We start from the raw sequence: 13,015 nt of genomic DNA, 5'->3' as shown, positions 1-13,015 counted from the left end.
ATTACAAACGACAATGATTTGGTTGATAGGGGTCGGAAATATGGGATGCGAGTATGCAAAAGTACTTGCTGCGTTACATTGTGATTATATAGCTGTCGGTCGAGGCGAGGCTTCGGCGACAGCTTTTGAATCGAATACGGGACATCCAGTTGTACGAGGAGGATTGGATGCTTTTTTGACAATGGGACCGTGTCTGCCCGATGCGGCTATTGTGGCAGTCGGGATTGATCAATTGGCATCGACTGCGTCGAGTTTGATGGAGTATGGAGTGCGAAAGATATTGTTGGAAAAACCGGGCATCGGGGCATTAAGTGAAATATATAGGCTTTGTGCACAAGCAAAAGAAAGTGGTAGCGAGATACTGTTGGCTTATAATCGTCGATTTTATGCATCGGTGTTTGCAGCCGAGAGAATCATCGCGGAAGATAATGGAGTCGTTGCATTCAATTTTGAATTTACGGAGTGGACGCATACTCTTGACCCCCAAAAATATGCTCCGATTGCATGTCGGCATTGGTTGCTGGGCAATTCTTCGCATGTGATCGATACTGCATTTTTCTTGGGCGGTCAGCCGATGCAGATCAGTTGTTATCGTGCAGGAGAAGATAATTTGTCGTGGCATCCGACGGCTTCGATTTTTGCTGGTGCTGGTATGAGTGATCGGGGTGCCTTATTTACGTATCAAGCTGCATGGCAGTCGCCCGGTCGTTGGGTGATCGAAGTATTGACCCGAAAACACAGGCTCTATTTCAAACCGATGGAAACCCTCCAGCTCCAGAATATCGGGAGCGTAGCGGTCAATCCTGTCGAGATTGATAATCGACTCGATGTCGAATATAAGCCCGGATTTTATTTGCAGACCAAAGCATTTGTCGAGGGAGATTACAGCCGTTTTTGTACCGTGGAACAGCAAAAGGAACATATCGAAAAGTATTATAAAACGATAAGCGGTTATGTTGACTGATCTTTTGAATGGGGGCTTTTTCATAAATAAGTATACGAAACATCCGGAGCGTTTATAAAATACTCCGGATGTTTCGTGTTCTTATGTTGTATTATTGCAAAGAACTTACCATTTCAACTTGTTCCGAACCATACACGAGATACGGACGGTCAACGTTCGCATCCCGACTGTGAAAGCGAACATCGCTCCCCAAAGTAAAAAAACGAATATTCCTGTTACAAATAACGAATAAATGAGCCATCCTATCCAGCCATACGTAGTCGGATTGGAATTCCCCCACCAGTTTAGCAACAACATTGCTGCGAAGATGGCCAATAGGATCGCTCTGTTGGCAACCACTTTTTTCCAGTAAATCCATACCGAAATTCGGAATCCCTTGGAAAATAAAAAATAAGGTTTCCAGATCATCACAATAATCAATATACTCAACGTCGTCCCCCGCAATACTCCGTTCAATCCCCAGAAACTTCCCAACAAAACCGAGAACCCTGCATTTAACGCAGCCTCTGTGATCGGAGCCCATGTGTCGTAAAATAGTCCGTAAGCCATGTTGAAACTGTTTGACACCCTGTAAACATGATGAACAAATTAAGTAGGATCAATGCTACTGTCGGGGATGGCAATACGTACTCTGCCCCTAACCACAATTCGACAAACGGATTCAGCATAAACCACAACGTCCCCACTAATGTTCCTGCCACCCAGTAGTGCAGAGCGAAAATTTCGTTGAAAACTTCTTGTGTTCGTTTCACATTTCCCTTTGCTACCAATTGACCGGTTCCTGCATCGGCCCTGCCTAACAGTTGCGATACCAATTGCTGCACCTTCGAGACGATCAGTACATAGTTTGTGTAGTAGGCCATCATTGCCAGTGAGGTATAGGCGTAAACGAAAACCGGAGAGAGGTTAAACAAATGCTGTGGCTCCGATCCAGTGTACGAAGATTTGTTTGGTGTATTTGATCAATTCCGGATAAACTTTCAACAATGACCTTCCGTTCCGGACATTCGTCCGCATAGGCCTGGTTGATGCGTTTGTTCAGGATTAGGCTGTAGACGACGGCGAAAGCCATCTCTATTGCGACCCAGTAATACGGATTGGCTGTCCTGTAGAGTACCGCCATCTGGATCAGCAGTCGCAGTATGTTCGCTCTCTGATAGTATGCTGTCACGACATATTGTCGTTGGTCTGCATTAAGTAACAGTTGCTGATAGTTGGCGAAATAGCCGAGTACGGCGCTGACTAAATAACTCAGATAGGTGAAATAGATGAGTCCGTTATCGAACGGACGTTTTTTAATATCCACGGCAGAAAGCAAGCTAATATGATTGCTCCGGCAATAATGACCAATCCGATTTTACGATAAACGTAGCCCAGAACCGAAATGATTTCGTTGATCTGTCCACGGTTGCTTCCCACGAGCGGTTTATAGAGCATGTAACCGACCGCGCTTCCCACTCCCAACTCTGCGAGATTGAGCAATTCCAACAGATTTGAGAGTGTTGAGGTCATCCCTACGAAATCGGCACCTAATTTTTCGAGAAAGATCTTTCTTGAAAAGAAAGTTGTAACCAATACCAGAAAATAAAATAACAAATTGGTGCGGGCGTTTAGGAAATTCTTATGAGAACGGGATTCAACAACCATTCTATAAATCTATGAATTTTCGGTTTGTATAAAAGATTCCCACTTTTTCCTGTGTCGTAGTAATAACCATCCATGAGCTGTGAGATGCAACCAACGCGGATGTCGGATTAGTAGAGCTTTGAGACGATATTTCCATGGAAGAGTACTGATTATGTGTTTGTTTTTGCATAAGAACAGTTATTCCTGAAAAGTTAGGAATAAATAATATCTATATAAACGCGTAAAAAACATTGTCGGAGTTCTGTCTCGTAATGTACTGCCAGTTCCGATCCGATATTCTGTACCGCTTATAGTAAATAATCCGCGATAATAACTGATATGGGGAATGCATGTGTGAAAAATCGAATTTTCGTGCATATAGTAGTTATAAAGTACCAGACCAACTCCTGCTGCTTTGGAAATGTATCTGAATGTACAGCAGTTTATAACAAGGTCGAAGCGGAATAGTCTCTTGGAAAATTGCACATAGAAGGCTGGATTGTTCCGCGTTTGAATAATTTGGTACAAATACTGCCGGAAATTTGACAATTCATTATTTGCCGTACATACTCATTGCGATTGAATATCCAGTCTCGACAAGGGAATACGGACGGTTTTCGATTCCCCTCGTCGTCTACATTTTCGTGATAACCCATCGTTACATCTGCGTTTGTTTCCAATGCTCGATGGATTAACAGTTCGATTGTTTGCGGTTCGATCCAGTCGTCTGCATCGACGAAAAACAGGTAATCTCCTGTTGCATGTTCGATACCGGTCTTGCGAACGGCTATACGTCCTTGGTTCTCTTGGTGGATGACTTGTATGCGATGATCTTGTTCGGTATATTGGTCGAGTATTGCTCCGCATCGGTCGGTTGAACTGTCGTCTACCGGTATGATTCCCAGATTAGAATAGCTTTGGGTGATTATACTATCTATCCATGCACCGACCGATGTATTTCTCGACGTTGTAAGTAGGAATGATGACGCTAACTACTGGTAATCCGTTTATCCCAGAATCTTGTTCATCGGAATAATGTATAGTGGCCATTGTCTTTTAGCCGTTCGGTTATTATTCCGCAGATTTTACGCCACCCGTTTCATCCAAGTTCAGCTCCTTGCCAAGAATTTCTCTCGCCTCGAAGAAAGCCTCCGAGAAACCCCGCGCCCGGATCGTCCCGTCCGGCCCGATCAAGATGAAAAACGGCCAGCCCGAGAAATTATAAGCCTTCATGATACTTTTGTTATCCGGATGGTCAGTCTCCAGCTCCACCTCCGTCCAGTCATGGGCGAGCATCTTCTCCAATACCGGCCGAATATCCTCTGTCCCCGCCAAAGGCGTTTTCCGGTCTTCCGGCAGCCCCTCGTAAACTTTCCGGATCGTCGCGATCGACTCCGTCAGCCCCATCACTTTCAGCCCCTTATCCTTGTACCGGTCATGCAAATCCCGCACCTGCCCGTCGAGATAGATCGAGCCCGGACACATCCCCCAGTGGTAAATCAGCAGATAGCAACCCCGGCAGTCATCCCGGGTCACCGAGTCGCCCCCGGTAGTCACCACCGAAAAATCCGGCGCCGGCTGCCCGATCTCCAGCCGCTCCATCGCCGCCATCTCTTCGGCATACAGCCGACCGTAGTAACTCTCCTTCAATTCCGGAGAGAAAGTCTCATAAACCGCTTTTGATTCGGCAAGCGGTTTGTAAGAAATTGACGATATGCGCTCCACCAGCAGATAAAGCGTCCCCTGCGGATTAGCCTTCTCATAGGCTTTCCACGCCGCGCGCCCCCGCGCGAGACCGGGATTGTTCTGATTGTCTTGATAGAAAAGATTGAATTTCTGTAACCACTCCCGGCTGGCTGCCGTATCCTTTCGCTGCAGCGCTTCATCAACCTGCCGCCGGTAGCTGCCCCGGATCCGGCCGATCGAGTCCTCGATCCGCAGGGATTCAGCCAGCATCGGATCGTCGTAAATGCCGCCGCTCAAAGCACAGTAATAGATTTCGTCCGCCGTACCGGTCATGCCGATCCGGTCACCTCCGGTCACGATAATGGGTTTGCCGCTCAGGCCGCACGCCTTGGCTTTCCCCTCTTTCGGGAAATAGGTCATCACGTAGTACTGGTCATGTTCCTGCGTGCCCCGGTAATCGAAAACGCCGGGTTTCCGTACAACCAGGTCGAAAGCCGGCTCCGTGGCCCACGTCGGCAGGAGAACATGCTCGAAGCGCAGCGTGTCGCCCTTTCGGAGCCCCTCGATACGGCCGGAGAGAGAGAATTTCTGTTCTCCAGCCTCCGCAGAGACCGAGCCGTACGCAACCGCGCCGAGCAAAGCGATGAAAAGAGTTCGTAACATCGTATTTTGAGTTTGGATTGAATACTTCAAAGGATTGAATGTTTCAAAGAATCGCTGCGATCTGCCGCCCCCGCCAATTATTTCCTGACCTTCCGCAGCTCGAAGTCCGGCCCGAGGTAAACCCGCCGCACATACTCGTCCGCCGCCAGCTCCTCGGCCGTTCCGGTGCGGATCACCTTCCCCTCGACCAGAATATAGGTGCGGTCGGTAATGGAGAGTGTCTCGTGCACGTTGTGGTCGGTAATAATCACCCCGATGTTCTTCTCCTTGAGCGACGCCACGATGGACTGAATCTCGGCCACGGCGATCGGATCGACTCCCGCGAACGGTTCGTCGAGGAGGATAAACTTCGGATTGATAGCCACAGCCCGCGCGATCTCCGTCCGCCGCCGCTCCCCTCCCGAGAGCTGCTGGCCGAGGCTTTTCCGCACTTTCGTGAGACTGAACTCGCGGATCAGGTACTCGATCCGCTCGCGCTGGTACTCCTTGGAGTAGTCGGTCATCTGGAGCACGGCCCGGATATTGTCCTCCACCGAAAGCCGCCGGAACACCGAAGCCTCCTGCGCCAGATACCCCACGCCCAGCTGGGCCCGCCGGTAAACAGGCTGTTGGGTAATGTCGAGGTCGTTGAGGAAGATCTGCCCGGCATTGGGTTTGATCAGTCCCACCGTCATGTAGAAAGTGGTGGTTTTGCCAGCCCCGTTCGGCCCGAGCAGCCCCACGATCTCGCCCTGCACCACGTCGATCGAGACACCGTTCACCACCGTGCGCGACTTGTATTTCTTGACGAGGTCTTTTGTCCACAGACGCATCTTCTCGTTCGGATTGTTGTATTCCAGCGGGTTTTCCATGTAACGCAGTCGATATTTTCAGTTCGGTCAACACCTATCCGGTTCGAGCGTGCCGTTCTCCCGGCGAACGCAGGGAAACGACAGTCCCCCGATACGGCAATCATTCGTTATTCTACTGTGAATCTGCCACTTGTCGGATATTAGACAGAGTAAAGATAAGCAAAAATGTCAATGAAACCCTCGTTCGGGGCGAGAGCAGCCATGAAATCGCGATCTTTGCCGCATTCGCCTCCCGGCGACAGCCACAGCGGAGTTCCCATCGCGGGACGCATCGCTATATAAATCGCTATATAAAAGGAGAAGCGAAGAGCATAACCCGCGAAAGTTGCCCGTTCCGATTGTTTTCACTAAATTTGTCTCAAGGTTTTTGAGACTGTAATTCTCGATGCAATGTACGCAAACCGTACCATTGCCATTTCGTTACCTCATCCTGTCGATTAAAATAAAATGCAACGGGTCGACACTCCCACCTGTTGCCTTTTCACGGTCATTCTCCTCCGGGGCAGTGACCGAACGACAATAACAGACACCAAATGGAACTGAACCGATTGACAGCCATTTCGCCCGTCGACGGCCGTTACCGCGGCAAAGTCGAGCGGTTGGGCGACTACTTTTCCGAATACGCCCTGATACGTTGCCGGGTGCAGGTAGAGATCGAATACTTCATCGCCTTGTGCGAGCTGCCTTTGCCACAGCTGGCGGATTTCGACAAGGGGCTTTACGAAACCCTGCGCGACATATACCGGAACTTCAGCGTGCCGGACGCCGAACGCGTGAAAGAGATCGAGCAGACCACGAACCACGATGTGAAAGCCGTCGAATACTTCATCAAAGAGAAGATGGACGCCCTGAAACTCGGCGACGAGCGCGAATTCGTGCACTTCGGGCTGACCTCACAGGATATAAACAACACCGCTACGCCGTACAGCCTCAAGGCGGCGATCCGCGACCTCTATGATCCGGCCATGGACGGACTGGTCGGCAAGCTCGAAGAGCTGGCGGCCGAGTGGGGGGCCGTGCCGATGCTGGCCCATACGCACGGACAGCCGGCCTCGCCGACGGTTTTGGGAAAAGAGATCCGCGTGTTCATCGAACGGCTCGGGAAACAGCTGGCGCAGCTGCGGGCGATCCCTTTCCCGGCCAAGTTCGGGGGGGCGACGGGGAATTTCAACGCACACGCCGCGGCCTATCCGGCGGTGGACTGGGTGGCGTTCGCCAACCGGTTCGTCGGCGAGACTTTGGGGCTGGAACGGTCGCAGTACACGACGCAGATCGAACATTACGACAACCTGGCCGCCATTTTCGACGCCTTGAAACGGATCAACACGATCCTCATCGACTTGGCGCGCGATATGTGGACATACATCTCGATGGAGTATTTCAAGCAGAAGATCAAAGCCGGAGAGGTGGGGTCGTCGGCCATGCCGCACAAGGTCAATCCGATCGATTTCGAGAATGCCGAAGGAAATTTGGGGATGGCGAATGCCGTTTTTGAACATTTGGCAGCAAAATTGCCGGTATCCCGGTTGCAGAGGGACTTGACCGACTCGACGGTGTTGCGGAATATCGGCGTGCCGATGGCCCATACGTTGATTGCCGTCGCTTCGCTGATGAAGGGTTTGGGCAAGCTGATCATCAACCGGGAGGCTATCGACCGGGATCTGGACAACAATTGGGCGGTGGTGGCCGAGGGGATTCAGACCATTCTGCGGCGGGAGAAGTATCCGAATCCTTACGAGGCGCTCAAGGCTCTGACGCGCACGAACAAGGGGATCACGCAGGCGGACATCGCGGCGTTCATCGACGGGCTGGAGGTGGCGGAGCCGGTGAAACGGGAGTTGCGGGCTTTGACGCCGCATACTTACATAGGCCTTTTTTCAAGGTAACTACTATACTAACTTTAAATCACTATTATTATGGACAGCTACAAATGCGACGTATGCGATTGGGTTTATAATCCGGAAGAGGGGTATCCGGAAGGGGGCATCGCCCCGGGAACGCCGTTCGAGGAGCTGCCGGACGATTTCGAGTGCCCGCTCTGCGGCGTGGGCAAGGAAATGTTCAGCAAAGTCGAAAAATAACGATCAGTTAAAAAGCGAATACCAAATTCGCCCCGCACGTGAACGGCTTCCCCCGCTGAATGAACGAATTGCCGAACGACTCGAAATAGAACGCCCCGTAATCGGTATCGAGGATATTCCGGGCCCACAGCTCCAGCCGCACGAAATCGTGCCGGAACGACACCTTGGCATTCAGCAGCCCGTAGAACGGCTGCTGCACATCATTCGCCTCATTCCAATAGATACGCCCCGCACCCGTGTACTGCGCCGCGAAAGTCATCCGGTCCACCCAGCGCTGCGGCAGGTTCAGCGTATAAGCCGCCCCGGCCGAAAAGGTATGCTGCGGCACGTAAGGAATGAACTTCCCTCGGTAATTGATCGACTCTCCGGCCGCGTTCGTTCCTCCGTCATAATCCCGGAATGTGGCGTGCGTGAATCCGTAGTTCAGGTCGATACTGAGCCCTGTCACCGGCCGCAGCTCCACCGTCGCCTCGACCCCGTAGCTCCGCCCTTTCCCCGCATTGGTCAGGATGCGGCCGCTGCCGCCGTTCACGAACTGCGTCAGCTGCACATCGCGAATATCCATCAGGAACAGAGCCAGCTCCAGGTTCATCCGCCCGTCCCAAAACCGACCGCGCGTACCTAATTCGTAGTTCCACGTCTGTTCCGGCTTGTAAGCTAATGCGTTGCGAATCTCTCCGCCCGCAACCGGGGTCGCGGCTTTCGCCGCCGCCCCCGGACGACCGCCTCCGCCCATCGCCGGCCGCGCCGCCCGCAGGCTGTCCTGCATCACCTCCGAAAACATCTGGATGTTGTAACCTCCCGCCTTGTACCCTTTCGCCGCGGTGAAATAGGTCATGATCTCCGGCGTACACTCGTACTTGAGCGAAACCTTCGGCAGCCATTGCAGGAAATCCTGATCGTCCCGCCCGGTGAGCGTCTTGTCGATCGGCAGCTCGACTCCCGCCGGCGGCAGCATCGGGATGCCTCCCGGCTTATTCGTCGCCAACAGGTCGATCGCCATCGAAGTGTTGTATTTCAGGTACTGTTTCTCGTAGTCGAGCCGCAGCCCTAACGTCAGCGACAACCCCTCGGTCAGCAGGTCGTTGAACGTGGACTGGTGAAAAACCGCCGCCCCCACCGCCGGCGTCCGGTAAGTGCCGGGGTTGGGAATCTCGCTGTTGCGGATCGTCAGCGCGACCGGCATCTGGATCGCATCGAACACCGGCTGGAGGATGTTCCGGATACCGTCCTCCTTGAACAGCACGTCGCCGTCCGTGGTCAGGTGGTTATAGAAAGCGAAGGCTCCCGCCGACCACTGGTAGTTCTGCTGCTTCACCGACCGCACGGCGATCTCCTGATTGACGGAGTGCTGCCGCTGGCGCTGGTTGATGGTGAAGATGTTCGCCGGGGTGAAGTCCTGATCCATCCGCATGTCGTCGTCGAGCCACTGGTAACCGGTGTTCGAGGTGAGCAGTATCTTGTCGGTGCGGTACTCGAACCGCACCGAGCTGTTGCTCATCCGCCGGAGATAGCTGCCCTGGTCGTTGTAGTTTACGGGATTTATTTCGTGCGATTCTTTGTCGTAGAGGCCGTAGGCGAAAGCTCCCTGGTCGGTGAAGTCGAAGCTGGAGGCCAACATCGCCCGAAGCCGGGGATTGATCTTCCACTCTAACTTGAGTTTTCCTCCGGCCGATTGTCCTTCGTCCGCTTTTTTGCCGGTAAATTCATTCCGGAAATAGCCCCCTTCTCGCTCGTAGTAAGCCCCGACACTGAGCCCCACGCGGTCGCCGAATTTGGCGAGTTTCGAGATTTTGGCGTTCCACGTGCCGTAGTTTCCCCCGCCGACCGAGAGCCGGTGGCCCTGATATTCGAGGGGCGAGAGGGTGTAGACGTTGATGATCCCTCCCATGGCGTTCCGCCCGTAGAGGGTGCCCTGCGGCCCGCGCAGCACTTCGATGCGCTGGATGTCCATAAATTCAAAGTCGAAGGTGGACTTGTCCATGTACGGAATGTTGTCCACGTACATTCCGACGCTCTGCCCGCTGCTCCGCGCCCCGACGCCGCGCAGGTAGATCGGGGTGGTCAGTTTCGACCCGTAGTCGGGAATGAAGAGGTTGGGGACGAATGCACTGAGGTCTTTGACCGATTCGATCTGCCGGTTGTTTATTTTCGCGGGGGTGATGAGCGAAACGGCTTCGGGGACGCTCCACAGGTTGTTGGTCTCTTTCGACGAGGAGCGGATCACTACTTCTTCGGTTTCGAGCGTGCGGATCGAGTCGAGGCGGGTATCTTCCGGAAGGGTTGTGGAAAGGAGGGGCGTTTTCGCGTGACCGGGTACGGTTGTCCCTGCTGCGCATAACCAGGCGGCTGCGGCGAGTAAAAATCGTTTCATCGGATGGATTGGATTACGGCTGCAAAGAAAAGACAGGATGTCGGGACTGGCAATCGCTATATGTAGTGATTTGCTCCCGTTTTCCGCAGTGTCCCGACACGGGCCGGTGCGCGGTTCCCGTCCGAACGAGCCGCAGACGTTCGGACGGAAAATCCGGAATAGATGCTGCCTGATCGGACAAGACTGTTCGGCTGGATGAGAGATGCCTCAGATTTCCACCAGTCCGTTTTTGATGGCGTAGACTACTAAGTTGGCTGTGTTTTTGCAGTTCGTTTTTTCGAGGATATTGGCGCGGTGTTTGTCTACTGTCCGTTTCGAGATGAAAAGTTTGTCTGCGATTTCGTAGTTGGTCAGTCCTTTGCAGATCAGGAGCAGGATCTCTTTTTCCCGTTCCGACAGGGAGGCTGGATCGGTTTTTTCCGCATGTGCGGCGGCTTCGGTGTCCGGCGGCGACGAACGCAGGTTGCTCACGAGGTTGAACAGCAGTTCCTGGGAAAAATACGACCCGCCGTCTAACACGGTTTCCAATGCGGTGTAAACTTCTGTGATGTCTGAGTTTTTGAGCAGGAATCCTTTCACGCCTTGCGATACCATCTTGAAGTAATAGTCTTCTTCTCCGTACATCGACAGGGTGATGATCCGCAGGTCGGGATAGAGGGCCAGGGCTTGCGCGGCGGCGTCGATGCCGTTCATTTCGGGCATCGAGATGTCGAGCAGCACTACATCGGGCAGTCCTCCCTGAGTGGCGGCTGCTGCATCTAACAAGGCGAGCATTTCGGCTCCGGTAGCGGCTTCTCCTGCGACCCGAAATCTCGGGTGTGTGTTCAACAGCAGTTTCAATCCGTTCCGAAACAGGGCGTGATCGTCGACCAACAAGACTGAATATCTCTTTGTCTCCTCCATAATTGCAAATTAATCGTTCGTTTATTCGCTACCCTATGTTTGAGGGAACTGTTCTCTTTGTGAACAAAGAGAACCAGAAAAACTTTCTGAGATGCTTGCGCATCTCTTGAGCCTGCCGGGTACCCTGGTCTTTGATCTTTTTGGGGTGTAAGCAATAGCGGGCACTTAGGTAAATAACGCTTTATGCCCGCTATTGCCACGCCCCAAAAAAACGCAATGCAAAAGGACTGCGGAGCCTAAGGAGTAGCGCAGCTATCTGAAAGTTTCTTTGGTTCTTTCTTTTCAAAGAAAGAACAGTCACTCACAGTGGGGTACAGAATAAACGAACGGTATTATTTTAAACATATGTTTTTGAGGTCGTTCCAGAAGTTCGGATACGACTTATCCACCGCCGTCGCCCCATCGATTACAACCGGCCGGTTCGCCCTGAGCGCCGCCACCGCCGTCGCCATGGCGATCCGGTGATCGTTATGGCTGTCCAGCAAAGCATCCCGCACCGTCAGCAAGCCGTTCGGATCCGAGAGCCCCCGCACAATCATCGTATCCCGCTGCGACAGGTCGATCTCCACCCCTAACTTGGCAAACTCCGCCGCAATCGTCGCCGCCCGGTCGCTCTCCTTGTGCGTCAGCCGCGTCGTTCCCCGCAACACCGTCATCCCCCGGCAGAACGTCGCCAGTGCCGCCAAGGCAGGAAACAAATCCGGACAATCCGTCGCATCAAACTCAAACCCCCGCAACCCCTCGGCCCTCCGCCGCACCGTCAGCAGATGGCCCCGAGAATCCACCGACGCCCCCGCCCGTTCCAATGCCTCGACGATCGCCCGATCCGCCTGCAACGACCTCGGATTCAGATTATCCACCGTTACGCCCTGCCCGCCCGGCGCCCCGGCCACAGCTCCCGCCACCAACAGGCACGACGCCCCGCTCCAATCCCCCTCGATATTGTACAATGCGGCCTGATACCGTTGCCTCCCCGGCACCCGGAATTCCGTATAGTCCGCCGCATGGGACACCCGAATACCGAACGCCCGCAGCACCTCCAACGTCATGGCCAGATACGGCACGCTCTTCGGGCTGCGGACGACGATCCGCGTATCCTTCGCCGACAGCGGCAAGGCCATCAGCAATCCTGTGATGAATTGCGAACTGAGCGACCCGTCCACTTCCACAAGACCCCCGCAGAGCGGCCCGCTCACTGTCAAAGGTAAAAAGCCGCCCCCTGTGAAAGAAATCGCCGCTCCCAAATCCCGCAGCGGCTCCGCCATAGAGGAAGCCACGGGACGTTTCAATATCGAGCCGTGTCCCGTGATCGTAACCGGGACGGGACTTTGCGCCGCAATCGGCGTGAAAAGCCGCGTCGCCAACCCCGATTCCCCGATATTCAACTCCTGCGGCTTGTGTTTCAGAAAGCCGCCCTCCACATAGTAAGTCCCTTTGTTGTCTCCGTAACGCACTTCTGCGCCCAGGTGCCGGATCACGTCCAGCGCCGCCGAGGTGTCGTTGCAAAGGCCCATGTTCCGCAGCTCGCTCCATCCCGCGGGATTGTCCGAGTCGGGCACCAGCAGGGCCGCTGCCAAAGCCCGCTGGGCATAGCTTTTCGATGCGGGGGCGACGATCCGTCCCTGAACTGCTGAAGGGTATACAGTCTCTTTCATCTATCGTGCGGTTTGAAGGATTGTCCGGTACAATATAATATTGCATTTTACCATATTATATTGTATTTTTCCTATTTCAAATTGTAATTTCTCGGTGTGCGGTTATTTTTTATTGTACATATTCGGGAGGGAACTGTTCTCTTTGTGAACAAAGAGAACCAGAAAAACTTTTTGAGATGCTAACGCATCTCTTGAGCCTGCCGGATACCCTT

At 53.2% G+C, this 13,015-nt stretch carries 10 protein-coding genes and 1 pseudogene; 3 read left to right on the top strand and 8 right to left on the bottom strand.

Annotated elements, in window-relative coordinates:
* Positions 1-13: 13 nt before the first annotated feature.
* The gene (locus tag Q0Z93_RS02645; protein WP_298062289.1) at positions 14-964 is read left to right on the top strand and encodes a gfo/Idh/MocA family oxidoreductase; all 951 of its coding nucleotides are present in this window, start codon (positions 14-16) and stop codon (positions 962-964) included.
* A 91-nt stretch (positions 965-1,055) separates the two neighbouring features.
* On the opposite strand, the gene Q0Z93_RS02640 is transcribed toward Q0Z93_RS02645, so the two are convergent.
* The 5 genes and pseudogenes from Q0Z93_RS02640 to lptB form a co-directional block, all read right to left on the bottom strand.
* On the bottom strand, positions 1,056-1,487 hold the full coding sequence (locus Q0Z93_RS02640) for a hypothetical protein (protein ID WP_298062287.1): 432 nt from the start codon (positions 1,485-1,487) through the stop codon (positions 1,056-1,058).
* A 728-nt stretch (positions 1,488-2,215) separates the two neighbouring features.
* Positions 2,216-2,611 carry a hypothetical protein gene (locus tag Q0Z93_RS02635; protein WP_298062285.1) on the bottom strand — a complete coding sequence of 132 codons (396 nt, stop codon included), beginning with the start codon at positions 2,609-2,611 and terminating at the stop codon, positions 2,216-2,218.
* A 422-nt stretch (positions 2,612-3,033) separates the two neighbouring features.
* A pseudogene (locus tag Q0Z93_RS10115) lies at positions 3,034-3,540 on the bottom strand (glycosyltransferase family 2 protein); the annotation flags it as partial.
* 121 nt (positions 3,541-3,661) lie between these two features.
* Positions 3,662-4,939: a redoxin domain-containing protein gene (locus Q0Z93_RS02630; RefSeq protein WP_298062283.1), complete on the bottom strand. Its 1,278-nt coding sequence runs from the start codon at positions 4,937-4,939 to the stop codon at positions 3,662-3,664.
* Positions 4,940-5,016: 77 nt separating this feature from the next.
* On the bottom strand, positions 5,017-5,751 hold the full coding sequence (gene lptB / locus Q0Z93_RS02625) for an LPS export ABC transporter ATP-binding protein (RefSeq protein ID WP_298062311.1): 735 nt from the start codon (positions 5,749-5,751) through the stop codon (positions 5,017-5,019).
* 572 nt (positions 5,752-6,323) lie between these two features.
* Here lptB and purB point away from each other — a divergent pair.
* Positions 6,324-7,676: an adenylosuccinate lyase gene (gene purB, locus Q0Z93_RS02620; RefSeq protein WP_298062281.1), complete on the top strand. Its 1,353-nt coding sequence runs from the start codon at positions 6,324-6,326 to the stop codon at positions 7,674-7,676.
* A 30-nt stretch (positions 7,677-7,706) separates the two neighbouring features.
* Positions 7,707-7,871: a rubredoxin gene (locus tag Q0Z93_RS02615; RefSeq protein WP_298062279.1), complete on the top strand. Its 165-nt coding sequence runs from the start codon at positions 7,707-7,709 to the stop codon at positions 7,869-7,871.
* A 7-nt stretch (positions 7,872-7,878) separates the two neighbouring features.
* On the opposite strand, the gene Q0Z93_RS02610 is transcribed toward Q0Z93_RS02615, so the two are convergent.
* From Q0Z93_RS02610 to aroA, 3 genes are all read right to left on the bottom strand, one after another.
* On the bottom strand, positions 7,879-10,245 hold the full coding sequence (locus tag Q0Z93_RS02610; protein ID WP_298062277.1) for a TonB-dependent receptor: 2,367 nt from the start codon (positions 10,243-10,245) through the stop codon (positions 7,879-7,881).
* 207 nt (positions 10,246-10,452) lie between these two features.
* Entirely contained in the window at positions 10,453-11,148 is a 696-nt protein-coding gene (locus tag Q0Z93_RS02605; RefSeq protein ID WP_298062276.1) for a response regulator transcription factor, read from the bottom strand.
* A 332-nt stretch (positions 11,149-11,480) separates the two neighbouring features.
* Positions 11,481-12,803 (bottom strand): 3-phosphoshikimate 1-carboxyvinyltransferase, encoded by a 1,323-nt coding sequence (gene aroA / locus Q0Z93_RS02600; RefSeq protein ID WP_298062274.1) that lies wholly within the window; start codon positions 12,801-12,803, stop codon positions 11,481-11,483.
* Between the last annotated feature and the right edge of the window lie 212 nt (positions 12,804-13,015).

Origin of the sequence: uncultured Rikenella sp. (genome assembly GCF_947628055.1) — a bacterium.
In the GTDB taxonomy this organism is placed as follows: domain Bacteria; phylum Bacteroidota; class Bacteroidia; order Bacteroidales; family Rikenellaceae; genus Rikenella.
This window is presented reverse-complemented; position numbering and strand designations above follow the sequence as displayed.